This window comes from Streptomyces sp. NPDC048462, from assembly GCF_043200175.1.
Taxonomy (GTDB): Bacteria; Actinomycetota; Actinomycetes; order Streptomycetales; family Streptomycetaceae; genus Streptomyces.
Map to the genome: position 1 here is coordinate 112,914 of NZ_JBICXG010000005.1, position 23,349 is coordinate 136,262.

A 23,349-nucleotide genomic window follows, 5' to 3' on the forward strand; every position below is an offset into this window, starting at 1 on the left:
AGCGCGGCGCCGGCGTCGGGAAGCGCGCTGATCACCTCATCCGGGCCGCTCGGGTCCAGCAACGGCGCACCCGCGTTCCGGCCCCGGCCAGGCGCGGACCGTTCCGGGCTGCTTCCGAGTCGCGCACTCCGTCGACCAGCACTTCCGGGCCGGTGAAATCCATGAACGTGAGGTTCTGTACGTCCACGTGGACCTCTCTCTTCGTGAGCACCTTGCAGAACCTTGCAGAACAGCCGTTCGACTCTGTAATGATTGCCGGGTGACAACTATGAAGGAGCCCTCATCGCGAGGGGAAGAAGCGGGTCCGGTCGTGGAGGCCGTCGGCGACGGTGTCGTGCTGGTCCGGGTCCAAGGCAGTCTGGACGGCTGGGCGGGCTCTGCCGCGTTGGTCGAGACGCTGACAGATGCGGCCGAGAACGGGGGGCGGCGAACCGTGCTGGACCTGTCCGGCGTGTACTTCGCCGACTCGTCCGGTCTGCACGCCCTGCTGCTCGGCAAGCGCAAGCACGACAAAGCCGGGGTGAGCATGGTCGTGGCCGGCCCTCTGAGCGCCAACGTACGCCGCTTGTTCGAGGTCACCGGCACCGAAGGTGCGTTCCGGTTCGCGGACGACGTCGACGCGGCCGTCACTGGATGAGAGGGAACCGTCCGCGAGAGCGGTGTGTGGGCGGGGTCCGGCCGGGCATGCGATGAAGACGATGCACGGGGAACGAGATACAGCGGAAGACGGCACGAATCCGGCCGATGGGTGGGATGAGTCCGTGACTGCTCCTGTTCCCAATAACGCGGCCGCGGCCCGTGACACCGTCATGCTGCTCCTGACAGCACAGTTCGGGGGGCTGGTGGGTGAAGGGCCGGCCGCCGACGTCATCGTGGCCGACGCGCTGCTCGTCACCTCGGAACTGGTGACCAACGCTGTCCGGCACGGCGGCGGACTCACCGGATTCGCCGCCGAACTCACCGACGAGGGACTCCGTCTCGCGGTGGCGGACGCCAGCCCGGACCTGCCGGTCAGCTACGACGCCGGCACCGAGACCTCGGGTGTCGGCCGCATCGGGGGCTACGGCTGGGCCCTGGTGCGCCGGCTCGCCAAGCAGGTGTCCGTCACCGTCCACCCCGGCGGGAAGAACATCGTCGCCCTGATCTCCCTCACATGAACCAGCGCCTGCCCCGGGCGGACGGCCTGAGCGGACTCCACAAAGCGCGCGGCCGCCCGGGACGCGCCACCTCGGTGCCGGGCGGGCGTCAGGCGGCAGGAGGATGTTCTGCCGAGTCGTACAGGGCCCTGTGTCCGAAGACCGGTCGGCTTTCCTGAGGCCGTCGTCTCCGGTGGGGGAAGGCCCGGTCGGGTGGCGGCTCCGGGTCAGTGGTGCCGAGGTGACGCGGCGGAGGCGTCGGTGAGGTCGGCACCGGTGTCGGCGTCGCGCTGGGAGCTGTCGGTGCCGTGCCAGTCCAGGCAGATGACGGTCGCGTCGTCCGACAGGTTGCTTTCGCCGGCTTCGACGACCGCGCTGATCAGGGCGCGGGCCGCCTCTCTGGGGTGCAGGCCGCGAGTGCGGACGATCATGTCGGAGAGGTCCAGGGTCTTGACGTTGCGTTCGAGCATGCCGTCGCTGAGCAGCACCAGGCGGTCGCCGGGCCGTACGTCCAGTTTCTGCGCCCGGTAGCCGTGCGGGAGGTGGACGCCGAAAGGCATGTCGACCTCGGGGACGATCTGCTCCACCTGGCCGTCGCGCAGTCGCAGGGGCCAGGGGTGACCGGCGTTGACGAACTCGGTCCCACCGTCGCGCAGGTTGATCCGAAGGATCTGACCGGTCACGTATCCCGGCTGGTCGTGCTCCCGCAGTGCCTCATCGGCCTGGCGCGCCTGCTCCACCACGTCGGCGCCCGCCCGCCGGGCCCGCCGTAGGGCCCCCACGGCCAGAGTGGCCAGCAGGGCGGCCCGCACGTCATGCCCCATGGCGTCGGTGATCGAAAGCTGTACGGTGTCGCGGTCCAGGACGTAGTCGAAGGTGTCGCCCCCGACGTGGTCGGCCGGCTCCAGCGCACCCGCGACCGCGAACTGCGCCGCCTCGCACGTCAGCGACGACGGGAGCAGCCGGTGCTGGATCTCCGCGGCCAGGCTCAGTGGAAGGGTGCGCCGTCCCCACTGGTAGAGGTCGGTGAAGGGCCGGTTGGCAATGACGACGTACGCTAGCGCGTGCGCCGCCTCACCGACCTCCCGCAGCACTTCGGCATCCGGCGCCGAAGGCAGGGACAGCTCCAGCAGTCCGATAGCGTCCCCGCGATTGGTCACCGGCGCCACGACCCGCACCAGTTCCGCCCGGCCCGCGGCCTCCACCGTCGGGCGCTGGGAGCGGATCACATCGTCGTAGATCGTTTCCGCCAGCGGGATTCGTCGGGCCCGTTCACCGGTTTCGACACTTCCCGCGGTGCCCAGTCGGACCACCGAGCTTCCGGTGAAGTCGGTGATCAGGAACGACACGGCGACGGCTCCGAGCCGTTCCTTCAAGATCCGGGCGACCACATCGAGGGACTCCACCGGCGGCGCGCTCTCCGCCGCCTGCAACATCTGTGCCAACGCCGTCCCAGCGCCCCCGGCCGTGCCACGGCGAGAAGCACGCATGCCTTCCGTATCCGGCTCGATCGCGGTCACTGCAGCACCTCACTCATCGACAGCACCCCGAGGCGGCGCCCCGGGGCATGGGGTCCGTGCCATCTGCGGCGCGGACGGGGCATCGTGCTGCGGGAGCTCACCGGCCCCGCAGCCGCATATCTCATACCTACCCCGTCACACCTACCCCGTCGGGCCCACGGCCTGCTCGTGACGGGTGACACAGACGCGGCCCCGCGTGCGCGCAGGACCGTACGGGTGAAGAGGCTCCAAGTCGCCTGATTGAAAGGTGGGTTCGGGGGCATGCGACCAAACGGATCTCGCAATGGTGCGTGCGCCGCTGCGCATCCACACGGCCGGACGGCAGCGGGTATCCCATGCCAGGCGGTCTCGCCGCCTGGGGTATTTGCCCCGACACCGGACCATGAGGAGTACTTCACTGTGCTGAACCCCAGCCCGCAGGACCTGCGTGTAGCCCTGGCCCGCTATGCCGACGCACGCATCCACGACGACCGCTTCCCCACGGACTCCACGGCGGGAGCCGTCGAGGACGCCGCCTACACCCTGTGCGTCATGACCGGCGCCCGTGACGTGCCGCGGGCCCTGAGGGTCGCCGACGCGCTGCTCGGGGAGCACACCACGATTTTCCCCGTCGGCTCATCGAGGACGGCCACCGAGCGGGGCGAGGGCCTGCAGGCCGCCTGAACCGGCCCGTCGTAGATCCACCAGTCGGGTGCCGGGCTCTGTCCGCCGAGGTTTCCGAGGGCAGCGGTGGGAGCCGGAACGCTGCCGACGACAGCCCCTCAAGGCCCTCCAGCGAAGGTACCGACGGTGCCGGGGCCCCGGACTCCCGCCGGCTCCAGCGAGCCGGCGGGAGTCCGGCTCGGGCAACGGCGACAAGCGTGGCCACGGGCAGTCCTCAGAGCCAGCCCTGCTGGCGCGCGGCCCGGACCGCCTCCATCCGGTTACGGGTGGCGGTCTTGCCGATCGCGGACGAGAGGTAGTTGCGCACCGTCGACTCCGACAGGTGCAGCTTCACCGCGATGTCCGCGACCGTCGCCCCGTCCACCGAGGCCATCAGCACATCGCGCTCCCGGGCGGTCAGCGGACTGGGGCCCGCGCTCAACGCGGCGGCGGCCAGCGCCGGATCGATGACGGTCTCCCCGGCCAGCACCCGCCGGATCGCCTCGGCCAGCTCCTCGACCGGCCCGTCCTTCACGAGGAACCCCGCCGCCCCGGCCTCCATCGCCCGCCGCAGATACCCGGGCCGCCCGAACGTGGTGAGGATCAGCACCCGGCAGTCCGGCACCTCCTCGCGCAGATCGGCGGCCGCGTCCAGCCCGCTGCGGCCCGGCAGTTCGATGTCCAGCAACGCCACATCGGGCCGCGCCGACAGGGCCGCCGCCACGATCTCGTCCCCGGCCCCCACCTGGGCGACCACCTCGATGTCCGGTTCGAGCCCGAGCAACAGGGCCAGCGCGCCCCGCATCATCCCCTGGTCCTCGGCGAGCAGTACGCGTACGGACTTGACGGGCCGGTGATCCTGCGGCATCTCGTTCACCGGGACAGGGTATGGCGGGCGGGGTGTCGGGGCGCGTCATCCGGCCGGGGCGGCCGGTCGGCGGCGTACCCGGCGTGAGCCGGCCGTCGACCGGGCGGCGCCGGTTCAGAGCACCGCGTGCGGGTACTGCTCGGCGCGGTGCTGGAAGGCCAGAACCGCGGGGTTCTGCACGGTGCCGTCGCGGATCTCGATCGCTTTGCCAATGGTGCGGTCGCCGTCCCAGCCGGCCGGCCCCTGGAGGATCGGCCGCAGGAACGGGATCAGCGCCTCGCTGTTCTCCCAGGTGGCCGCATCCCACAGGTAGGAGGGGCTGTGGTCCACCGCGTAGTAGTGGACGTTGTCGCCGACGGTGAACATCGGCTCGTTGAAGGTGGTGGGCCGAGCCCAGGTGAAACCCATGCCCTCGTCGCAGGAGACGTCGATGACGAGGGTGCCGGGCGCGAGCTTCGGCAGATCCTCCTCTATCAGGAACATCAGCGGAGCAGCGGTGTCCTGGAGCACGCAGTTGACGATGATGTCGTGCCCGGCGAGGAACTCGGCAAGCGGCTCCGGGCCGTCCTCGGTGAGCGCGATGCTGCGCCGCGGGTCGAGGGTGTCGTCGGCCACGTCGTGGTCGAAGCGCACGATCCGTGCCGAGTGGATCGGTGAGCTGACGGCGGTGGTGCCGCGGGCGGTCAGCACGTCCACGTCGTGCACGCCCAGCGCGCTCAGCGCGGTCACCGCGCCGCGGGCGGTGGCGCCGAAGCCGATCACTGCCGCACGCCGCCGACGCCCGTAGTCACCGGTCGCTCCGGTCAGCTGCATGGCGTGCAACACCGACGAGTAGCCGGCCAGCTCGTTGTTCTTGTGGAAGACGTGCAGGCTGAATCCGCCGTTGCGGGTCCAGTGGTGCATCGCTTCGAAGGCGATCACCGTGAGCCTGCGGTCGATGGCTGCCTGCGTGACCTTCTCGTCCTGCACGCAGTGCGGCCACCCCCACAGCACCTGGCCGTCCCGCAGCTCCGCCACATCCTCGTGCAACGGTTTGGCCTGCAGAATGACGTCACACTCCGCGATCAGTTCCTCGCGTGAGCGGAAACCGGCTACGTGCGGTGCGAGCTGATGGTCCGGAACGCCGAAGTGCTCTCCGTAGCCGCTCTGCAGATAGATGCTGGACCGTAGGTCGACGTCGATGCGATCGAAGTGCGCCGGGTGGATCGGCAGACGGTGTTCGTTCTCTTTGCGAGCCTGCGACATGATTCCGAGCTTGAGCTGCTGCAAAATACCCCTCTGATTGCTAACTGTATAACACCCCCCGAGATGCGCGGACGTGGTCGGCAGTGCTCGTCCGGGGCCCTTGCCCTCGCCCGCAGACTCCGGGACCCCGGCCTCCCGGGCGCAGTGGTCCTGAGCCGGGTCGTCCCCGGGTCCCGTCAGGAGTCGGCGGAATCCTCGATGTTGGCGACCATCCTGCGCAGGACCTTGAGCGCGGCCACGTACTCCGCGTCGCTGACGCCCTCGTGGACCACGGCGCGCAGTTCGGTCACCAGCTCGCGCAGCCGAACCCTGGCAGCCTCCCCGGCGTCAGTGAGGTGCAGGCGGTGCCCGGCGTCGATCCGCAGCCAGCCTCGGTGGGCCAGCTGGTCGACGACCCGCCCCATCTCATCCGGCCCGTCCGCGAGGGGCGTCAGCTGGATGACGAGCTCCTCGCGGCTCGGCGCCGATGACCCGCCGTTCAGGCGGTTCAACACCCAGTACTGCGGTTGTGTGACGTCGATCCTGGCCATGGCGTCGCGCAGATGCCGGGTGACGGCCGAATGGGCGAGGCCGCTCCAGTACCCGACGGGCTGGGTGGCCAGCATGTCGTCGGTGGCGGCCGGATCGGCCGGTGCCTGGTCGGTGGCGGTAGCGGTCGGCGGAATCATGAACCGACGCTATATCCCCAGTCCCCAGGAGCGTCAGTCGTTCAAGAAGTCCTCGAACTCCCAGGAGTGCCCCGGCGCATGGTCGACGAACAGCGTGCAGGCCTGCTGCCGTTGAGGGGAAAGCGCAGGGTCGACCCTCTCGCACGGCTCGGCACAGACGTAGGTGAAGTGGTCGCTGTCCCAGCGCACCCATACGTCAAAGGTGCCGCGCCCCATGTCCTCCAGATGGCCGGCGTGCTCGTCGGTATGCCCCTTGGCCAGTTCGCAGACAAGTGAGTGGGGCAGTCCTGTACTACCCGCCTGCTGATGCGCCTGCGCGGTGTCGGACCAGGGCGGACGAGCGCGGGAATTGCAGTGGATCACCGTTGAGCCTCCGGTTCAGGGGACGTGGGACCCGGTCCATGCGGCGCGCGGCAGCACACGGACGGGCTCGGGGGCGCCGAGCCCGTCCGCGAGCCGATGCGCTTGCCGCCGGAGCCACCGGAGCGCGAGCCGGCGGTTCGGCATGACGGCCCGGCCGAGCGATACGGCTCTGCCTCCGGTCGTAGCGGTGACCTCCGCGACGTAGGGAACGCCGTTCACCCGAGGTGCTCCCCGACCGGGAGGTGTCCCGCACTCACAGCACCTCACCCCGACTTCGCGCGTTGCACCGCGCGTTCTGGGCTCGCAGCCGCTCTATGGAGTCCGCAGGACGTACGTGCTCGGGCTCGGCCTCCCACTCCTGCCCGCCGCACAGGGGTCGCAGTGACCAGTAGGGGCCGGCGAGCCCTCGGAACTCCCCGATCCTGTTCGCGCGGGCCGTGTCCACCATGAGTGTGCCGGGGGCGGGTACGGGGGCAGGCTCCTGCCCATCCGTGGGAACGATGTGCGCACTCATCGCCGCTCCTCTCCGTAGCGGTTTAGCTACTCAGGGCTGCCAGAGTGGCCTAGAGTTGGAGTGTCCTCAACTTGGCTGTTTTGCTTGATGAGTTAGGAACGCACGTGGTCAACCGGAAGGCACTGGACCCCGAGACCTCGCCGGCGCAGGCATTTGGCCAGCGCTTACGGCAGGCACGGGACGAGCGCGGGTGGACACAGGACGAACTGGGCGTACGCATGGGCCTGACCGGGTCCCATGTTTCCGCCGTCGAAACTGGCCGCCGCCCACCAACTAAACGCTTCGCGCGTAGTGCTGACAGCGCACTCGGCACCGGGGACAAGTTCGAGCGAATGACCCGTGCGCTCATGAACACCTCGCTACTGGAGGGGTTCACGGACTTCGTCACCCACGAGGTACGAGCCGCAGAGATCAGGTTGTTCGAGCTCGGGATCGTTCCGGGTCTCCTCCAGACTCCGGAGTACGCGGCGGCGATCACGACGGGTGCGGTGCGGCGCGGTGCGATCACGGAGCAGCAGGCGGAAGAGCGGCTGACACTCCTTACGAAGAGGCAGGCGTCACTGGAGCGGACGCCCCCACCGCTTGTGTACGTGGTCCTCGACGAGAGCTGCATTCGGCGCGTGGTGGGCGGCCCCCGTGTCATGGCGGAACAGCTCGACCGGCTCGCCGCGTTCGCCGAGCTGCCGTCCAGTGTCGTGCAAGTCGCGCCGTTCGATCTTGGTGAGCGGCGGCCGTTCGACCTGCCGGTAACACTGGTCACCCTCCCCGACCGATCGCACATGGCATACGCGGAGTCTGCGCAGCAAGGGCGACTGGAGCGCGATATGCGGTTCGTTCAGCCCCTGTTGACGGCCTACCATCAACTACAGGCCGAAGCGCCGTCCCAAGCGGCATCCGTGGCCATGATCGAGAAGGTAAGAAAGGGCACCCCGTGACGACCGAATCCCCCCGCTGGTTCAAGTCCTCCTACAGTAGCAATGGTGGCCAGTGCGTCGAGGTCGCGGCCAACCTTGCCGTCTCACGCGGCGTGGTACCCGTCCGCGACTCCAAGGATCTGAGTGGCCCCACTCTGGGTCTTCGTACCGCCGCGTTCGCCTCGTTCGTGGCGGGTGTCAGGGCCGGAGACTTCGGCACCGTCTGAGCGGTCGATTCGGCGCCGCCCCACCGTGCCCCGCACGGTGGGGCGCAGCTTGACTCTGGCGGGGATCTTGGAGTTACGAGGTCAGCTGCCCAGGGTTCGCCAGGACCTCGGCCGGGGGATCTGGTGCTGATCCAGACACTTCTGGATGCGGTCGGCGCGGCTGCGCGTCCCGCCCCGATGCGGACGCTGCCCCGCAGCCGGTCGTGGAACGGGCCGGTACCGGCAGCAACGGGCGGATCGACGCGGGCGCGGGCGCGTACGGCTGCAGCAGCAGAATCTCCCGGGCAGACCGGCGGCCTCCAATGCCCCGAACTACCGAGAGCACCCGCCCTCATGCACCGACCACCCCGAGATCACCCGATCCGGATAACCGCTCGACCCGTATGTTCCAAGATCGATTGAGATGCGGCTTCTCGTTCATCTAGGGTTCGGCCATGCCGTTCTCTGCCGCCCCGAAGCGATCCACGCTTGCGGACGAGCTCGCGTCGCTGCGACGGCAGCGCACGCGTCGGCGTCGGCGGCTCGTCACGGCTGCCGGAGCCGGTCTCGTCGTGGTCGCCGAAGGCCTGTGGCTTCTGCTGGGCACCGGGCCTGAACCGGGTGACCATGCGCCCATGGCCATATGCGCTGTCGACAGCGAGAGCCTGCGCGCCGACGTTGACGCGGACGGACAACTGGACGAGATCCGTGACCGGCACCGCGACGGCATCGGCTCAGCGGTCTTCCGCCGAGGCGGTATCCGCACCACTGTCGGCGTCGGCGAGGCCCGCGGGTTCTGGCAGAAGCTGCAAGGCGCACCGAAGGAAGACATGGTGACCCGGGGAACCTTCGGTGACTTCGACGGCGACGGGTACCTCGATCTGGCTCTCTTCTACAGCCAGGGCGACGCGGGCGATGCCACGAGGGACAACATGGTGGTGCATGAGGTTCATTACGGGCCTCTCGCCCGCGACCTGAGCAGTGACCGGACCGGCACCATCCGTATAGGTGGCTCGGCGTTCGTGCGCGCGGTGCGGGCCACCGACGCCGATCACGACGGCCACGCGGAGCTCCAGGTCGTCCAGTCGGGCGGGGACGGCACCGCTTCCCGCTATATCGGCCGGCAGGACCGGGGCGGGGTCTCTGTGAGCGATGAGGAGACCGGCTCCGACGGGTGGTCGGGCTGGGCCGGCCCCGAGCTCGGCTGGCTCGACTTCGGGGCCTGCGAGGATTGACCTGCACCGGCCACCCCAACCGCGGTTTCAGCAACAGCTGTCACCGGGCGCGGCCGGTACACCGTGACCCGGCGGCCGTGCTCGCTGACTTCGGAGCAGCGGACGAAGCGCTCCTTGAGGACACGCAATTTGGCCCGGTCGCGATCCGTATCGGCGGACGGCGCACCGTCGTCGCTGACGACCAGGATGCGGCTCACGGTCGGCATGGCCTCCGCTATCTGCTCCGGGGTGCTCTCCACGCCGTTCATGGTGCTGGATTCCAGTGGACCCCGGACCAGTGCCAGGTCCCTGATCCCGGTGAACGCCGTGGGCGAGACGAGGGCGGTGTCACGGCGTGCCGCGGGGATGTACAGCACCCCGTCGCCCGCCTCGCGGACCGTGGCGACATCTTCGGCCGTGGCGAGTACGTCGTCGATCCGGCCGGCCGGGGCGCGCAGTGACAGCTGGACGGGGAGCAGCCCGAGGAAGGCGAGGGCCGTGACCGCGACGATCAGCCGACGTGGTGGTGTGCGCAGACGGAGCGCGAGGCCCCGGCACGCCGCGCCGATGAGCAGGGCGAGCCCGAGGTAGCTGAACAGGACGTAGCTGGTGAGGTAGACGGGGTGGGCCAGCGACGCGGTCAGCAGGAGGAGTTGGGGTACGGCGAGTAGGGGTGCGGCCACCGCCGTGAGTGTGGCCCGGTCGCGGCGGGGCGCGCCGAGGGCCTTCCCCGGCCGGGCGAGCCAGGCGCAGAGGGCGCCCGCGAGGAGGGTCAGCAGGAGGCCGAGCAGGGTGCCCAGGCGGACCGGGGATATCCAGGCGACCTGGCCCGTCTGGGACTTGCTCGCGACGATGAGGGGGAGCGTGCCGAGCACGGCCGTGCAGGAGGCGGCTCCCCAGCGCAGGACGGTCGCGCGGGGCGCGCGGATCAGGGCGAGTGTCACGGCGTGCGCGGGCAGCAGCAGGAGCGAGAACCAGTTGAGCAGCGCCGCCAGCAGTACCGTCGTGCCGTATGCCGCCCAGAGGCCCGCGCCAGGCTCGCCGGCCGTGTCGATCGCCCTGACCAGCAGCAGGCAGGCCAGTGCCGCGCAGGCTGTCACCAGGGCGTACGAGCGCCCCTCCTGCGCGTACTGCTGGACCGCGGGGATCAGGGAGAAGGCCAGGCCTGCGGCCAGTCCCGTGCACGGGTCGGCCAGTCGTGCGCCGAGCAGGGTGACCAGGGCGGTGGCGCCCGCCATGGCCAGGACGGAGGGCAGCCGCAGGCTGAGGAGGCTGTCTCCGAAGAGGGCGAAGACGCCATGCATGAACAGGTAGTAGAGGCCGTGGACGACATCGGCCCGGTCCAGCAGGTGCCAGATCTCGGGGACGGATCTGTGGGCGATCTGCCAAGTCGCCGCCTCGTCAAGCCACATGCTGTCCTCGCGGGTGATCCCCCACAGGCCGAGTAAGAGGGTGAGCGCTGCCGGACCGGCCGCGAGTGTGGTTCTGGGCATGGCGAAGCTCCGGGGCCGGCGCGAAGGAGGAGGCGACCGGGACGCCAGGCAGCCGCCGGACGGTTCCGATCACCCGCAGCACGCTAGGCGGCGGGGGTGACCGGGGTCGTCCCCTGCGCCGACGACCCCGGGGGTCCGTCGCAGGAGCTACGAGGGTCCGCCTTCGGCCTTATGGCGTAGTACCTCGGTGCCCGGCCGGCCGGTGACCGGCATTCCGAGCTTCCGGCCCGGACCCCGCTCGCTCCGGCCCGGACTCGCTCCCGGCCCGGACTCCGGCCTCGGTCATGGGCCGGAGGGCTCGTCCGCTTCCGGTTCCCCGACCGCGTCCAACGGCAGCTCCGCCGTCACCACGAAGCCGCCGCCCGGACCAGGTCCCGCCTCCAGGGAGCCGCCCGCCGCCGTGAGCCGTTCGGTGAGGCCCTTGAGGCCGGTGCCGCCGATACCCGGGGTGGGCGGTGCGGCCGGGGTGCGGCCGTCGTCGGTGACCGTCAGGCGGACCCGGTCGGGGGTGCCGTCGATCACGAAGGCGCAGGTGGTGGCGGTGGAGTGGCGCAGGACGTTGGTGACCGCCTCCCGGGCCACCCAGCCCAGCAGCGCCTCGGTCTGCGGCGGGAGCGGCGGGCCGGAGCGGCGGACCGCGGGTTCGATGCCGGCGGCGATCAGCGCGGACCTGGCCCGGTCCAGCTCGGTGGCCAGGCTGCCCTCGCGGTAGCCGGTGACCGCCTCGCGGATCTCGGTGAGCGCCTGCCTGCCGACCGACTCGATGTCGGCGACCTGCTGGAGTGCCTGGTCCATGTCGTGCGGCGCGAGCCTGCGCGCGGCCTCCGACTTGACGACGATCACCGAGATCGTGTGGCCCAGCAGATCGTGCAGGTCGCGGGAGAAGCGCAGCCGCTCCCTCTCCACAGCGCTGCGGGCCAGTTCCTGCCGGGTGGAGCGCAGCTCCATCACCGTCTCCGACAGGGTGAGCAGCGCGGCCGTCACCGCACCGGAGATGAAGGTGCCGTATGCCAGCGTCCACGGGGTCGACGTGCTGTCCTCGCGCCATACGGAGATCACGCACGCGGTCACGGCGAGAACGAGCAGACCGACCGCCAGCCACTGCTTGCGCAGGACGGTTCCGCAGGCCAGCGAGAGCAGCGGGAAGAACAGCAGCCAGCTGCCGCCGTACCCGGCCGCGAGCCCCACCGTGATGGCTGTCAGCGCGGCCAGCATCACGTACGTCACGCGGGCCTCGCGTGCCTTTTTGTGGAAGCCCCTGAACACCAGGGAGACGTAGAGGGAGTTGAAGGCGAAGAGGCCGATGCCGCCGACCCAGGGGTTGGGGGTGTCGCCCTGGAACAGATTGGAGAAGGCGCCGAGGCCGAGCAGCAGCCAGGGCAGCAGGACGTAGGGTCCGGGAGGTCCCGGGCGCCGGTGCTCCCTGCGCCACTCCCGTCGCTCCGCACGCCGCTTGCGCCGTGCCTCGCGCGCTTCCGATCCACTCCTGGACATGTTCACTCCCGTCACACGGTCCTCGCGGACCGACGGTACGAGATCACGGCGTAACCACCGAACAGCAGCATCCACGCGGCGAGCACCGCGATGGTGCCCGCGCCGGGGGCGTGGCCCTCGGTGGCCGCCCAGCCGAGTTCCGCGAACCGGTTGGCGGGGGTGAACCCGCCGATGGAACCCAGCCAGTGGGGGAGCAGCTCCAGCGGGAACCACAGCCCGCCGACGATCGCGAAGCCCATCAGGCAGGCGACGTTGACCACGCCGGTGCCCTGCGGGGTGAGCCGGTAGCCGTTGCCGATGCCGAGCATGGTGAAGGGCAGCGCGCCGATCCACAGGAGCAGGACCAGCGCGAGCCACTGCCAGGCCGTCAGTTCGACCCCGTTGACCAGCCCGCCGGCCAGCAGCACGGTCAGGATCGTCGGAAGCACCGTCACCGAGCCGCTGATCGCCCGGCCCACGACGGCCTGTGACGGGGAGAGCGGGGTGACCCGCAACTGCTGCAGCCAGCCGAGGGATTTGTCGGAGGCGACCCCCGTACCGATCGACATCGCGGAGCCCAGCGCCCCGTAGGCGGCCATGCCGACCATCGAGGCGGTCTTCCAGCCGTCGTCGCCCCCGTCGCCGCCGATGTTGGTGAAGAGCAGGTACATCATCACCGGCATCCCGGAACCGAAGAGCAGGAAGAAGCTGTCGCGCAGGGTCCGGCGGATTTCGAGCAGGATGTACTGGAACATCAGACGGTCTCCTTCTGGTTCAGCGGGGCGGCGGAAGGCTCTGTGGGCTGTGCGGGCTGGGCGGGCTGTGTGGGCTGTGCGGTGAGGGAGAGGAAGGCGGTCTCCAGCGTGGCGGGGGAGACCTGGAGGCCCCGTATCAGGCCCAGCCGTGCGAGCTCGACGACGGTGGCGTCGGAGTCGTTCGTACGCAGCAGTGCCCGGTCGCCCGTCACCTCGGCGGTCGCGACGCCGGGCAGCAGTTCCAGGCCCTCGGTGGACCCGCCCGCCAGGTCGAACGAGACCATGTGGAGGCCGGCCGCCTCCTTGATGGAGTGGCCGCTGCCGTCCGCGACGATCCGGCCCCGGTCGATCACGACGATCCGGTCGGCGTTCTCGTCGGCCTCCTCCAGGTAGTGGGTGGAGAAGATCACCGTGTTGCCGCGACGGGCGTAGGCCCCCATGGAGGCCCAGAAGCCGCGGCGAGCCTCCACGTCCAGGGCCGCGGTCGGTTCGTCCAGCACGATCAGTTCCGGGTTCCCGGCCAGCGCGACGGCGAACCGGACCCGCTGCAGCTGACCGCCGGAGAGCTTGTCGATCCGCCGCTTCGCGTAGTCCGCGACCCCCGCCAGGTCCAGCGCCTCACCGATCGGCATGGGGTTCGGGTAGGTGGAGGCGACGAAGGTGATCAGCTCGCGGACGGTCACCCGGGGGATGGGCTGCCCCTCCTGGAGCATCGCGCCGACCAGGCCGGCCCGGACTGCCTGACCGGGTGTGCGGCCCAGTACCCGGACGCTGCCGGAGTCGGGCTCGTCCAGGCCGAGCAGCAGGCTGATGGCGGTGGACTTCCCGGCGCCGTTGCGGCCGAGCAGCGCGACGGTCTCGCCCCGCTCCACGGTCAGCCCGATCCCGTCCACGGCCCGCACGCTCTGCGCTCCCCGGCCGAAGGTCTTGACCGCCGCCGTGAAGACCACCGCGGTCCCGTTCCCCGTTGTTGAATTCATGGACATGACGCTACGGAGCGGGGGTGCGGCCCCGGCAGAGGCGCATGTACGGACTCCGTGATGACAAATGTCATCGGCCGGCCGAACTGGAAGGGCCGGTGGGCATCCGGCCGGCCGGGACGGGAACGGGCCGGTGGGGTTCGGAGCGGCCGGATCGCTTGTACACAAGGTGATCTGACGCTACGTCAGTGGTCTTCACAACTGCTCGGTGCTGCGTTATACATAGGGCCACCGGCTAGAACGCGTTCTAGAACGGATGCGGCTTCCGGTCCCGCACGACCTCGGTGCGGCCGACGGTGCGGACGGCCGCGCCGAGGTCTTCCCACCATCAAGGAGCAGCTTTCCCATGCCCATTGATGCCGCAGAGGCGGTTGCCGCCGAACCCCGCCCGACCTCGATCAGCTGGGACCACAAGGACGTTCAGCTCTACCACCTGGGTCTCGGGGCGGGTACGGCCCCCGGCCGGCCGGACGACGCCACCGACCCGGACGAGCTGCGCTACACGCTGGAGTCCCGGCTCCACGTCCTGCCGAGCTTCGCCACCGTCGCGGGCGCCGGCCTCGCGATGGCCGGCGGCCTCGCGGCGCCCGGGGTCGACGTCGACCTCGCCGCCGTACTGCACGGCGGCCAGTCCGTACGGCTGCACCGGCCGATTCCCGTCAAGGGAAGCGCCGTTCAGACCTCGAAGGTCGCCGCCGTGTACGACAAGGGCAAGGCGGCGGTCCTCGTCCTGCGTACCGAGGCCACCGACGACGACGGACCGCTGTGGACCAACGACGCCCAGATCTTCGTACGCGGGGAGGGCGGATTCGGCGGTGAGCGCGGCCCGTCGGAGCGGCTCGAACTGCCGGACCGCGAGCCGGACCGGGTGGTGGAGCGGCCGGTCCGGCCGGAGCAGGCGCTGCTCTACCGGCTGTCGGGGGACTGGAACCCGCTGCACGCCGACCCGGAGTTCGCCAAGCTGGCCGGCTTCGACCGGCCGATCCTGCACGGGCTCTGCACTTACGGGATGACGCTCAAGGCGGTGGCCGACACCCTGCTGGACGGCGAGGTGTCCCGCATCGCCTCCTACCGCACCCGGTTCGCCGGGATCGTCTTCCCCGGCGAGACCCTCCGCATCCGGATGTGGGCCGGTGACGGCCGGGTCCAGGCGCTGGTGACCGCCGCCGAACGCGACGACGCGCCGGTCCTCGCCGACACGCTCGTCGAGCACTCCTGAAGCACGTACCGCACCTACCGCACGTACCGACCCCGAGGGGAGCCGCACCATGCGCGCAGCCGTACTGCACGAGACAGGCCAGGACAAGCTCGAAGTGCTCGACGACGTCGAGGCGGTGGGCTTCGGCCCCGGCAAGGTCAGGCTCCGCATCCGGGCCACCGGGCTGTGCCACTCCGACCTCTCCGCGATGAACGGCGTGCTGCCGCAGCCCGCCCCCTTCGTCCCCGGCCACGAAGGCGCGGGCGAGGTGCTCGACGTCGGCGACGGGGTGAGCGGACTCAGCGCCGGTGACCGGGTGCTGGTCTGCTGGCTGCCCGCCTGCGGCGCCTGCGCGTCCTGCAAGCGAGGCCAGACCCACCTGTGCCTGGCCGGGTTCATGAACGCGGGCACGCCCAACTTCAAGCGCCCCGGCGGTGACGTCTTCGGCTTCGCCGGCACCGGCACCTTCACCGAGGAGGTCGTCGTCGGCGCGGACTGCGCGGTGCCGATCCCCGACGACGTGCCCTTCGAGATCGCCGCGCTGATCGGCTGCGGCGTCACCACCGGACTCGGCGCGGCCATCAACACCGCCCAGGTGGAGGCCGGTTCGTCGGTGGCCGTGATCGGCTGCGGCGGCGTCGGCATCTCCGCGATCCAGGGCGCCCGGGTGCAGGGCGCCGCCCAGATCGTCGCCGTTGACCCGGTGGAATCCAGGCGCGAGGCGGCGCTGAGGTTCGGCGCGACGGAGGCGGTGTCGCCCGAGGCGTTCGCCGACGCCAAGGCACGGATCACCGCGGGCGAGGGCTTCGACTACGTCTTCGAGGTCGTCGGCAAGTCGGTCACCGCCCGCACCGCGTACGAGAACACCCGGCGCGGCGGCACCCTCTGCGTCGTCGGCGCGGGCGCCATGGACGACAACTTCCAGGTCAACATGTTCGAGCTGTTCTTCGACGAGAAGCGCATCCTGCCCTCCATGTACGGGGGCGGGGACGTGCTCCGGTCGTACGAGCGGGCCATCGCGCTCTGGCGGGCCGGCCGCATCGACCTCGAATCGATGATCACCCACCGGGTGCGGCTCGACGGCATCAACGACGCCCTCGACCAGATGCGGACCGGCGAGTCGCTGCGGACCTGCATCGAACTCTGACCCCCGCGTCACCGCCCCGCCCCCTCCCGAGAGGACCCCGAGATCCGATGTCACTTCCCCTGGACGGACTGTCCGCGATCGTCACCGGCGCCGGCCGAGGCCTCGGCCGCGCCGAAGCGCTGGAACTGGCGCGGCTCGGCGCGGCCGTCGTCGTCAACGACTACGGGCAGCCGGGCCGCGACGGCTCCGGCGACGCGTCCGCCGCGCCCGCCGAGCAGGTCGCGGCGGAGATCCGGGCGGCCGGCGGCCGGGCGGTCGCACACCTCGGTGACGTGTCCGACCACGAGCAGGCCCGCGCCCTGGTCGAGCTGACCGTCGACACGTACGGACAGCTCGACATCCTGGTCAACAATGCGGGCATCCTGCGCGACCGGATGATCTTCTCGATGACCGAGGACGAGTGGGACTCGGTCATACGGGTGCACCTCAAGGGCCATTTCAACACCACGCATTTCGCCGCCGCGCACTGGCGGTCCCGGTCCAAGGCGTCCGGCGGACCGGTCTACGGCCGGATCGTCAACACCTCCTCCGAGGCGTTCCTCGCCGGTTCGGCGGGCCAGCCCAACTACGCGGCGGCCAAGGGCGGCATCGTCGGGCTGACCACCTCCACCGCGCTGGCCCTGGCCAAGTACGGCGTCACCGCCAACGTCATCTGCCCGCGCGCCCGGACCCGGATGACCGAGGACGTCTTCGCGGGTTTCCAGGAACCGCAGGACGGGGGGCTCGACGCGCTCGCACCCGAGCACGTCTCACCGCTCGTCGGCTATCTGGCCTCCCCGGCGGCCGCCAAGGTCAACGGGCAGCTCCTCGTGGTGCACGGCGGGATGGTCGCGATCGTCGAACGGCCCAAGGTGGCGGCGAAGTTCGACGCGTCGAAGGAGACGTTCTCCTTCGACGAGCTGGACGAGCTGATCTCGCCGTACTACGCGGACCGCCCGGCGAACGAGACCTTCGCGGCAGCGGAGGTGCTCGGCCTGAAGCGGGGCTGACCGGCCGCTGCGCGCAGGGGAAGCACAGGGGAAGCGCAGGGGAAGCACAGGGGAGGGCCCCCGCAGCCGGCCGGCTGCGGGGGCCCTCCCTTTCCCCGTTTCCCTCGTTGATGTTCCGGCGGTCAGGCCGCCCTGCTCTCCTCCTCGGAGGTGCGGCGGTGGCGGCCGAGCGGCTGTGCTGCCGAGTCGTCCGGCGCCACACCCCCTCGGTGCTTTCCGGAGCCACCGGCTTCGGCCCGCTTCGCGTCCGCCCCCGGCGGACGCGTCTGGGTCGTGTCGGTTCGGGCTTCAGACATGTGGGAAGTCACCCCGTTGTGATCGCTTACGTGTTTGTCTCCGGGGTCATCACGCCACCGCCACCCGGGAAGCGGTCACCGTCGGCAACCTCGGTGCGCGAATGCGTGAGCCCCCGGCCCAACTTTAGACCGATGGGTCTAGCTACTGGTGGAACGCCCCACGAGCGGAGCCTGACCCAGGGGAACCGGCCTGCACACAGAAGGAGGCACCCCGGCCCCGGACGGTTGCATCCCGCTTCCGGGATGTCCTGCCGGAGCCGGAGCCGGAGCCGGAGCCGGTCCCGGGACGGGGTCCACATCGGCCGGTGCCGTCAGGAACGCCACCGCGCAGTCCGTCTCCCCGTTGGCGTACGGCAGGGCCAGCACGCCCTCGCGGGACCAGACGCCGCTGCCGGCCAGCCACCCCCCGGGCACCGGGAGCTGGTGCAGCCGGCGGCCGGCCGGCCGCCACACCCCCAGCCAGCTGCCCGTCGCCCCGTCGATCCGCAGGGCGACCGCGCAGCTCTCCGGCATCAGCATCTGCCCCGGCTGCACGGCGAACGGCGTCACCGCGACATCGGGCAGCCGCAGGCACTCCGGGAAGCGCACCGGAAGACAGCTCCCCAGCACCCCCCAGCCGAGCCGGTCGTGCCCCGGCGCGTCGGAGCGGATCAGCAGCAGACCGCTGTCCGGATCGGCGAGCAGCAGCCGGTCGTCGCTCTCCGGCGCGATCTGGAGCAGCGGTGTCATCTCGGCGCCCCGCCCCAGGTCCACCGCGACCGCCTTCACCGGGCCGCCCCCGGCCGGCTCCCGGTCCAGGGCCAGCAGCCGTCCGGCCCGGTCCAGCCAGGCCCCGCCCGAGCAGCGTCCCGGCAGCTCCACGACCAGCTCGGGCCCGGCCGGGCCGCCCGCCACCAGCCAGAGCCCGGTGGAGTACTCACCGGTGGACAGGGCGTACGCGCTGACGCCGTCCGGTGAGGGCGGCAGCAGGGTCAGCTCCTCGCACTCGACCGCGCCCAGCAGCAGTTCGCCGGTGCCGGGGCCGGTCGGGTAGAGCAGCGAGAGGGTGTGCCCGTCCGCGACCCGGCGCCGGATGAGCACCCGCCCGTCGGCGAGCGGCAGCACCTGGGACGCGGCGTCCTCCGGCTGGTTGAGGGGGAGCGGTACGGCGTACGGCTCGGGGCCGTCCAGCGTCCAGCGCTCCGGGAACCAGGCCGGGTCGGCGGAGGCGCTCACGCCGGTGTGGGCGCTCGCCTCTCCGGCTCCGGTCGTCCCGACGCGGGCGGTGGTGAGCCGGGCCGCGTACGCGCCGTTCGCCGTGATGGTGAACGCGGGTGTCGGCAGGACCGTTTCAGCGGGCGGTTGCTCCGGTACCGGTGGGACCAACGGGACCAACGGGATCTGCGGGACTTGAGGGTCCGGCGGATCGGCCGCTTCCGCTTCCGGCGTCGGGTCCGTCGCGGCGTCGCGCGCCGTGTCCGTCGCCGGATCCGGGGGCTCCCCGTTCCCGGTCGTCTCGTCGTTCGTCTCGTCGGACCCCGGTTCCACCGTCTCCGCCGTCTCGCCGGCTTCGACCGCCGCCGCGGTCCCGTCCTCGATGGCACAGGCAGTCATCGACTCGTCACCTCCGGCCACCGAAGCTAGTTTTCGCACTTCCTGCCGAACAACACGAGACCCGTCACTTCACACATATGGGTGGCGATGCCCGTATTCGCCTGAGGGGGAGGGGGTGGGTGTGCTTCGCGATGGGGGCGTGGCTAAGGTTAGGCACCCCTAAGTCTTATTTGTGTGATCCGCAACTGGAGCAAGTGATGTCCCTTCGACGCCGCGGCACCGCCGCAGTCGGCCTGGCCGTTGTCGCCGCCCTGTCCCTGTCGGCCTGTGGAAGCGACGACGGCGGCTCGGGCAAGTCCGAGGCCGGTGGCGAGAAGAAGGCCGCGGTCGCGACGGGCGGCAAGGACTTCGGTGACGCGGCGAAGAAGACGGCGGAGTACGGGACCGACGCCCCGGCGGGCACGTTCCCCCGTACCCTCACGCACGCCATGGGCAAGACCGAGCTCAAGGCCGCTCCCAAGCGCGTCGTCGTGCTCGACGTCGGTGAGTTCGACAACGTGGTCTCGCTGGGTGTGAAGCCGGTCGGCTACGCCCCTTCCGAGGGCGACGCGGCCATCCCCTCCTATCTGAAGAAGAACGCCGGCAACCCGAAGAGCGTCGGCACGATCAACAACCTCAACCTCGAAGCGATCGCGGGCCTGAAGCCCGACCTGATCCTCGGCAGCCAGCTGCGCGCGGCCGACAAGTACGACGAGCTGTCCAAGATCGCGCCGACCGTGTTCTCCATCCGCCCCGGCTTCACCTGGAAGGAGAACTACCTCCTCAACGCCGCGGCGCTGGACAAGACCGCCAAGGCCGAGTCGGAGCTGGGCACCTACGAGGCGAACGCGAAGAAGCTGGGCGAGGACGTCGGCCCGAAGAAGCCGACCATCTCGATGGTCCGCTACCTGCCGGACAAGATCCGCCTCTACGCCAAGGCCTCCTTCATCGGCACGATCCTCGACGACGCGGGCCTGCCGAGGCCCAAGAACCAGCAGATCAACGAGCTGGCCGCGGAGATCAGCCCGGAGAAGATCGACGAGGCGGACGCCGACTGGATCTTCACCGGCGTCTACGGCGCGCCGAAGGCCACCAAGCGCGACACCACCCAGTCCAACCCGCTGTGGAAGAACCTCACCGCGGTCAAGGAGGGGCGGGCCAAGAACGTCTCCGACGAGACCTGGTACCTCGGTCTCGGCGTCACGGCCGCCAACCTGGTCCTGGACGACCTCCGCGCGGACCTGGTGAAGTAACGATTCATGACCGGCCGCCGGTCCGGCCCCACGGGTCGCGGCGGCCATGGACTGCGGGGCACGGAGGACAGGTAGCCTTTCCTCCGTGCCCCGTCTGTCTGAAGTCATCTCCGAGCTCGACGCCCTCTGGCCGCCCGAGCGGGCCGAAGGATGGGACGCGGTCGGCACCGTCTGCGGTGATCCGGACGCCGAGGTCGACCGGGTGCTCTTCGCGGTCGACCCCGTACAGGACATCGCCGACGAGGCGCTGAAGCTCGGCGCCCAGCTGATCGTCACCCACCACCCGCTCTATCTGCGCGGTACGACGACGGTCGCGGCCGGCACCTTCAAGGGCCGGGTCGTGCACACGCTGATCAAGCACGACATCGCGTTGCACGTGGCCCACACCAACGCCGACTCCGCGGATCCCGGCGTCTCCGACGCCCTCGCCGGCGCCCTGGACCTGCGCGTCGAGCGGCCCCTCGTGCCGGACCCGACGGACCCCGCCGGGCGTCGCGGACTCGGCCGGATCTGCACGCTCGGCCGCCCCGAGACCCTCGGTGAGTTCGCCGCCCGCGCCGCCGCCCGGCTGCCCGCCACCGCGCAGGGCATCCGGCTGGCCGGCGATCCGGACGCCGTCGTGCGCACCGTCGCGGTGAGCGGCGGGTCCGGCGACAGCCTCTTCGACGCGGTCCGCGCGGCGGGTGTGGACGCCTTCCTCACCGCCGACCTGCGCCACCACCCGGCCTCCGAGGCCGTCCAGCACTCGCCGCTCGGCCTGGTCGATGCCGCACACTGGGCCACCGAATGGCCGTGGTGCGAACAGGCCGCGGCACAGCTCGACGCGATTTCCGACCGCCACGGATGGGACCTGCGGGTCCATGTCTCGAAGCAGGTCACCGACCCCTGGACCACCCACCACTCTTCTGGAGCCCCCAACTGAACGCCGCGCCCGCCGACCAGATCCGACTCCTCGACGTCCAGGCCCTCGACCAGCGCCTCTCCCAGCTCGCGCACAAGCGCGACACCCTTCCCGAGCACGCCGAGATCGAGTCGCTCACGACCGACCTCGCCCAACTCCGTGACCTCCTCGTCGCCTCGACGACCGAGGAGAGCGACACCGCACGCGAGCAGATCAAGGCCGAGCAGGACGTGGACCAGGTGCGCCAGCGCGCCGCCCGCGACCAGCAGCGGATGGACTCCGGCAGCGTCACCTCGCCCAAGGACCTGGAGAGCCTGCAGCGGGAGATCGTCTCGCTCGCCAAGCGCCAGGGCGACCTGGAGGACGTCGTCCTGGAGGTCATGGAGCGCAGGGAGTCCGTGCAGGAGCGGGTCACCGAGCTGACCGACCGGGTCTCCGCCGTCCAGGCGAAGGTCGACGACGCGACCGCCCGCCGGGACGCGGCGACGAACGAGATCGACGAGGAGCGCGCGACGATCACCAAGGAGCGCGAGGTCGTCGCCGGTTCCGTCCCCGCCGACCTGCTCAAGCTGTACGACAAGCTCCGCGCCCAGCAGGGCGGGGTCGGCGCCGCCCGCCTCTACCAGCGCCGCTGCGAGGGCTGCCGCCTTGAGCTCAACATCACCGAGGTCAACGACGTGAAGGCCGCGTCCCGCGACACGGTGCTGCGCTGCGAGAACTGCCACCGCATCCTGGTCCGCACCGCCGACTCGGGTCTGTAGTGACCCCTGCGCGCCGGTTCGTCATCGAGGCCGACGGCGGCTCCCGGGGCAACCCGGGGCCCGCCGGCTACGGTGCGGTCGTCATCGACCCGGTGACGGGGGAGACGCTGGCCGAGGCGGCCGAGTACATCGGCGTCGCGACGAACAACGTCGCCGAGTACCGGGGCCTCATCGCCGGTCTGCGTGCGGCGAAGGCCCTGGTGCCGGAGGCCGGGGCCGACGGCGGGCCGCAGGTGCACGTCCGGATGGACTCCAAGCTGGTCGTGGAGCAGATGTCGGGGCGCTGGAAGATCAAGCACCCGGACATGAAGCCGCTCGCGGCCGAGGCCGCCCGGATCCTTCCGGCGTCCGCCGTCACCTACGAGTGGATCCCGCGCGAGCGGAACAAGCACGCGGACCGGCTCGCCAACGAGGCGATGGACGCGGGCAAGCGCGGCAGGCAGTGGGAGCCGTCGTCCTCGACGGCCGCCCTGGACCGGCCCGCCGCAGCAACCCCGCAGACGGCTGACACACAGACGACTGAAACCGCGCAGGCCTCCGCTGCAACCCCGCAGGCCTCCGGCGCAACCCCGCAGGTCGGCTGGGGCGCCGCCCCCGATCTGGGCGCGCCCGCCACCTTCCTCCTGCTGCGGCACGGGGAGACCGCCCTCACCCCGCAGAAGCGGTTCTCCGGCAGCGGCGGCACCGACCCCGAGCTCTCCGCCGCCGGCCGGGAGCAGGCCGCCCACGCGGCCGACGCGTTCGCCGCCCGGGGCACGGTGCAGGAGATCGTCAGCTCCCCGCTGCTGCGCTGCCGCGAGACGGCCGGTGCGGTGGCGGCCCGGCTGAGCCTGGAGGTCCGGATCGAGGAGGGTCTGCGCGAGACGGACTTCGGCGCCTGGGAGGGGCTGACGTTCGGTGAGGTCAGGGAGCGTCACCGCGCCGACCTGGACGCCTGGCTCGCCTCGGCGAAGGCGGCGCCGACCGGTGGCGGTGAGAGCTTCGCGGAGGTCGCCCGCCGCGTCGCCGCCGCCCGCGACCGCCTGACCGCCCGTTACGCGGGGCGCACCGTGCTCGTCGTCACGCATGTCACGCCCATCAAGACCCTGGTCCGGCTGGCGCTCGGCGCACCGCCGGAGTCGCTGTTCCGGATGGAGCTGTCGGCGGCCTCGCTGTCGACCGTGGCGTACTACGCGGACGGCAACGCCTCCCTACGGCTGCTGAACGACACGTCTCACCTCCGCTGACCGCCGCGAGCGGCC

At 70.9% G+C, this 23,349-nt stretch carries 25 protein-coding genes and 1 pseudogene; 13 read left to right on the forward strand and 13 right to left on the reverse strand.

Features of this window, described 5'->3' with window-relative positions; genetic code table 11:
• Positions 1 to 31: 31 nt before the first annotated feature.
• Positions 32 to 211: a hypothetical protein gene (locus tag ACGFU6_RS11400; protein WP_393609901.1), complete on the reverse strand. Its 180-nt coding sequence runs from the start codon at positions 209 to 211 to the stop codon at positions 32 to 34.
• A gap of 99 nt (positions 212 to 310) precedes the next feature.
• On the opposite strand from ACGFU6_RS11400, the gene ACGFU6_RS11405 reads away from it, so the two are divergent.
• Together ACGFU6_RS11405 and ACGFU6_RS11410 are read left to right on the forward strand one after the other, a co-directional pair.
• Positions 311 to 637: an STAS domain-containing protein gene (locus ACGFU6_RS11405; protein WP_393609903.1), complete on the forward strand. Its 327-nt coding sequence runs from the start codon at positions 311 to 313 to the stop codon at positions 635 to 637.
• A 124-nt stretch (positions 638 to 761) separates the two neighbouring features.
• Entirely contained in the window at positions 762 to 1,157 is a 396-nt protein-coding gene (locus ACGFU6_RS11410; protein ID WP_393609905.1) for an ATP-binding protein, read from the forward strand.
• Between the two features lie 206 nt (positions 1,158 to 1,363).
• Here ACGFU6_RS11410 and ACGFU6_RS11415 read toward each other — a convergent pair whose 3' ends face one another.
• Positions 1,364 to 2,572 carry a PP2C family protein-serine/threonine phosphatase gene (locus tag ACGFU6_RS11415; protein ID WP_393610302.1) on the reverse strand — a complete coding sequence of 403 codons (1,209 nt, stop codon included), beginning with the start codon at positions 2,570 to 2,572 and terminating at the stop codon, positions 1,364 to 1,366.
• Positions 2,573 to 3,055: 483 nt separating this feature from the next.
• Between ACGFU6_RS11415 and ACGFU6_RS11420 the strand changes: the two genes are divergently transcribed.
• Positions 3,056 to 3,319 carry a DUF5133 domain-containing protein gene (locus ACGFU6_RS11420; RefSeq protein WP_393609906.1) on the forward strand — a complete coding sequence of 88 codons (264 nt, stop codon included), beginning with the start codon at positions 3,056 to 3,058 and terminating at the stop codon, positions 3,317 to 3,319.
• 214 nt (positions 3,320 to 3,533) lie between these two features.
• On the opposite strand, the gene ACGFU6_RS11425 is transcribed toward ACGFU6_RS11420, so the two are convergent.
• The 5 genes from ACGFU6_RS11425 to ACGFU6_RS11445 form a co-directional block, all read right to left on the reverse strand.
• Positions 3,534 to 4,166, reverse strand: a complete 633-nt coding sequence (locus tag ACGFU6_RS11425; protein WP_393610304.1) for a response regulator — start codon at positions 4,164 to 4,166, stop codon at positions 3,534 to 3,536.
• A 114-nt stretch (positions 4,167 to 4,280) separates the two neighbouring features.
• Positions 4,281 to 5,435, reverse strand: a complete 1,155-nt coding sequence (locus ACGFU6_RS11430; protein ID WP_393609907.1) for a N(5)-(carboxyethyl)ornithine synthase — start codon at positions 5,433 to 5,435, stop codon at positions 4,281 to 4,283.
• A 152-nt stretch (positions 5,436 to 5,587) separates the two neighbouring features.
• The gene (locus tag ACGFU6_RS11435) at positions 5,588 to 6,079 is read right to left on the reverse strand and encodes a MarR family winged helix-turn-helix transcriptional regulator (RefSeq protein ID WP_393609908.1); all 492 of its coding nucleotides are present in this window, start codon (positions 6,077 to 6,079) and stop codon (positions 5,588 to 5,590) included.
• Between the two features lie 33 nt (positions 6,080 to 6,112).
• Positions 6,113 to 6,442 carry a hypothetical protein gene (locus ACGFU6_RS11440; protein ID WP_393609910.1) on the reverse strand — a complete coding sequence of 110 codons (330 nt, stop codon included), beginning with the start codon at positions 6,440 to 6,442 and terminating at the stop codon, positions 6,113 to 6,115.
• Between the two features lie 253 nt (positions 6,443 to 6,695).
• Positions 6,696 to 6,956, reverse strand: a complete 261-nt coding sequence (locus ACGFU6_RS11445; protein ID WP_393609912.1) for a hypothetical protein — start codon at positions 6,954 to 6,956, stop codon at positions 6,696 to 6,698.
• 104 nt (positions 6,957 to 7,060) lie between these two features.
• On the opposite strand from ACGFU6_RS11445, the gene ACGFU6_RS11450 reads away from it, so the two are divergent.
• The 3 genes and pseudogenes from ACGFU6_RS11450 to ACGFU6_RS11460 form a co-directional block, all read left to right on the forward strand.
• Positions 7,061 to 7,891, forward strand: a complete 831-nt coding sequence (locus tag ACGFU6_RS11450) for a helix-turn-helix domain-containing protein (protein WP_393609914.1) — start codon at positions 7,061 to 7,063, stop codon at positions 7,889 to 7,891.
• Complete coding sequence (locus tag ACGFU6_RS11455; protein ID WP_393609915.1) at positions 7,888 to 8,097, forward strand: DUF397 domain-containing protein; 210 nt, start codon at positions 7,888 to 7,890, stop codon at positions 8,095 to 8,097. The genes ACGFU6_RS11450 and ACGFU6_RS11455 overlap by 4 nt, the downstream gene beginning before the upstream one ends.
• Positions 8,098 to 8,906: 809 nt before the next feature.
• Positions 8,907 to 8,984: pseudogene (locus tag ACGFU6_RS11460) on the forward strand (hypothetical protein); the annotation flags it as partial.
• A 203-nt stretch (positions 8,985 to 9,187) separates the two neighbouring features.
• Here ACGFU6_RS11460 and ACGFU6_RS11465 read toward each other — a convergent pair.
• The 4 genes from ACGFU6_RS11465 to ACGFU6_RS11480 all read right to left on the reverse strand — a co-directional run bounded on the left by ACGFU6_RS11465 (position 9,188) and on the right by ACGFU6_RS11480 (position 13,991).
• On the reverse strand, positions 9,188 to 10,783 hold the full coding sequence (locus ACGFU6_RS11465; protein WP_393609917.1) for a glycosyltransferase family 39 protein: 1,596 nt from the start codon (positions 10,781 to 10,783) through the stop codon (positions 9,188 to 9,190).
• Positions 10,784 to 11,065: 282 nt separating this feature from the next.
• Complete coding sequence (locus ACGFU6_RS11470) at positions 11,066 to 12,277, reverse strand: sensor histidine kinase (RefSeq protein ID WP_393609919.1); 1,212 nt, start codon at positions 12,275 to 12,277, stop codon at positions 11,066 to 11,068.
• An 11-nt stretch (positions 12,278 to 12,288) separates the two neighbouring features.
• Positions 12,289 to 13,011, reverse strand: a complete 723-nt coding sequence (locus ACGFU6_RS11475; RefSeq protein WP_393609921.1) for an ABC transporter permease — start codon at positions 13,009 to 13,011, stop codon at positions 12,289 to 12,291.
• Positions 13,011 to 13,991 carry an ABC transporter ATP-binding protein gene (locus tag ACGFU6_RS11480; protein WP_393609923.1) on the reverse strand — a complete coding sequence of 327 codons (981 nt, stop codon included), beginning with the start codon at positions 13,989 to 13,991 and terminating at the stop codon, positions 13,011 to 13,013. Before ACGFU6_RS11480 ends, ACGFU6_RS11475 begins: the two co-directional genes overlap by 1 nt.
• A 346-nt stretch (positions 13,992 to 14,337) precedes the next feature.
• On the opposite strand from ACGFU6_RS11480, the gene ACGFU6_RS11485 reads away from it, so the two are divergent.
• Genes ACGFU6_RS11485 through ACGFU6_RS11495 form a run of 3 tightly spaced genes read left to right on the forward strand, consistent with a single transcriptional unit; the run spans position 14,338 to position 17,325 of the window.
• A complete protein-coding gene (locus ACGFU6_RS11485; protein ID WP_393609924.1) occupies positions 14,338 to 15,210 on the forward strand; it encodes a MaoC/PaaZ C-terminal domain-containing protein in 873 nt (290 codons plus the stop codon).
• Positions 15,211 to 15,259: 49 nt separating this feature from the next.
• Entirely contained in the window at positions 15,260 to 16,336 is a 1,077-nt protein-coding gene (locus ACGFU6_RS11490; protein WP_123526348.1) for a Zn-dependent alcohol dehydrogenase, read from the forward strand.
• Between the two features lie 47 nt (positions 16,337 to 16,383).
• Complete coding sequence (locus ACGFU6_RS11495; protein WP_393609926.1) at positions 16,384 to 17,325, forward strand: 3-oxoacyl-ACP reductase; 942 nt, start codon at positions 16,384 to 16,386, stop codon at positions 17,323 to 17,325.
• 122 nt (positions 17,326 to 17,447) lie between these two features.
• Here ACGFU6_RS11495 and ACGFU6_RS11500 read toward each other — a convergent pair whose 3' ends face one another.
• The gene (locus ACGFU6_RS11500) at positions 17,448 to 17,621 is read right to left on the reverse strand and encodes a hypothetical protein (protein WP_393609927.1); all 174 of its coding nucleotides are present in this window, start codon (positions 17,619 to 17,621) and stop codon (positions 17,448 to 17,450) included.
• Positions 17,622 to 17,759: 138 nt separating this feature from the next.
• Positions 17,760 to 19,214, reverse strand: a complete 1,455-nt coding sequence (locus ACGFU6_RS11505; protein ID WP_393609928.1) for a hypothetical protein — start codon at positions 19,212 to 19,214, stop codon at positions 17,760 to 17,762.
• A 197-nt stretch (positions 19,215 to 19,411) separates the two neighbouring features.
• Between ACGFU6_RS11505 and ACGFU6_RS11510 the strand changes: the two genes are divergently transcribed.
• The 4 genes from ACGFU6_RS11510 to ACGFU6_RS11525 all read left to right on the forward strand — a co-directional run bounded on the left by ACGFU6_RS11510 (position 19,412) and on the right by ACGFU6_RS11525 (position 23,334).
• Positions 19,412 to 20,446, forward strand: a complete 1,035-nt coding sequence (locus ACGFU6_RS11510; protein ID WP_393609929.1) for an ABC transporter substrate-binding protein — start codon at positions 19,412 to 19,414, stop codon at positions 20,444 to 20,446.
• Between the two features lie 85 nt (positions 20,447 to 20,531).
• Positions 20,532 to 21,368 carry a Nif3-like dinuclear metal center hexameric protein gene (locus ACGFU6_RS11515; protein WP_393609930.1) on the forward strand — a complete coding sequence of 279 codons (837 nt, stop codon included), beginning with the start codon at positions 20,532 to 20,534 and terminating at the stop codon, positions 21,366 to 21,368.
• Positions 21,365 to 22,108: a zinc ribbon domain-containing protein gene (locus tag ACGFU6_RS11520; RefSeq protein WP_393610306.1), complete on the forward strand. Its 744-nt coding sequence runs from the start codon at positions 21,365 to 21,367 to the stop codon at positions 22,106 to 22,108. Before ACGFU6_RS11515 ends, ACGFU6_RS11520 begins: the two co-directional genes overlap by 4 nt.
• Positions 22,108 to 23,334, forward strand: a complete 1,227-nt coding sequence (locus ACGFU6_RS11525) for a bifunctional RNase H/acid phosphatase (RefSeq protein ID WP_393609931.1) — start codon at positions 22,108 to 22,110, stop codon at positions 23,332 to 23,334. Before ACGFU6_RS11520 ends, ACGFU6_RS11525 begins: the two co-directional genes overlap by 1 nt.
• Positions 23,335 to 23,349 lie beyond the last annotated feature (15 nt).

What these genes read in the sequence shown, in the direction of transcription:
- ACGFU6_RS11415 (WP_393610302.1), bottom strand. Translation starts at nt 2,572, where the DNA reads ATGTTGCAGGCGGCGGAGAGCGCGCCGCCGGTGGAGTCCCTCGATGTG.
- ACGFU6_RS11425 (WP_393610304.1), bottom strand. Translation starts at nt 4,166, where the DNA reads ATGCCGCAGGATCACCGGCCCGTCAAGTCCGTACGCGTACTGCTCGCC.
- ACGFU6_RS11435 (WP_393609908.1), bottom strand. Translation starts at nt 6,079, where the DNA reads ATGATTCCGCCGACCGCTACCGCCACCGACCAGGCACCGGCCGATCCG.
- ACGFU6_RS11445 (WP_393609912.1), bottom strand. Translation starts at nt 6,956, where the DNA reads ATGAGTGCGCACATCGTTCCCACGGATGGGCAGGAGCCTGCCCCCGTA.
- ACGFU6_RS11465 (WP_393609917.1), bottom strand. Translation starts at nt 10,783, where the DNA reads ATGCCCAGAACCACACTCGCGGCCGGTCCGGCAGCGCTCACCCTCTTA.
- ACGFU6_RS11470 (WP_393609919.1), bottom strand. Translation starts at nt 12,277, where the DNA reads ATGTCCAGGAGTGGATCGGAAGCGCGCGAGGCACGGCGCAAGCGGCGT.
- ACGFU6_RS11475 (WP_393609921.1), bottom strand. Translation starts at nt 13,011, where the DNA reads ATGTTCCAGTACATCCTGCTCGAAATCCGCCGGACCCTGCGCGACAGC.
- ACGFU6_RS11480 (WP_393609923.1), bottom strand. Translation starts at nt 13,991, where the DNA reads ATGAATTCAACAACGGGGAACGGGACCGCGGTGGTCTTCACGGCGGCG.
- ACGFU6_RS11485 (WP_393609924.1), top strand. Translation starts at nt 14,338, where the DNA reads ATGCCCATTGATGCCGCAGAGGCGGTTGCCGCCGAACCCCGCCCGACC.
- ACGFU6_RS11490 (WP_123526348.1), top strand. Translation starts at nt 15,260, where the DNA reads ATGCGCGCAGCCGTACTGCACGAGACAGGCCAGGACAAGCTCGAAGTG.
- ACGFU6_RS11495 (WP_393609926.1), top strand. Translation starts at nt 16,384, where the DNA reads ATGTCACTTCCCCTGGACGGACTGTCCGCGATCGTCACCGGCGCCGGC.
- ACGFU6_RS11500 (WP_393609927.1), bottom strand. Translation starts at nt 17,621, where the DNA reads ATGTCTGAAGCCCGAACCGACACGACCCAGACGCGTCCGCCGGGGGCG.
- ACGFU6_RS11505 (WP_393609928.1), bottom strand. Translation starts at nt 19,214, where the DNA reads ATGACTGCCTGTGCCATCGAGGACGGGACCGCGGCGGCGGTCGAAGCC.
- ACGFU6_RS11510 (WP_393609929.1), top strand. Translation starts at nt 19,412, where the DNA reads ATGTCCCTTCGACGCCGCGGCACCGCCGCAGTCGGCCTGGCCGTTGTC.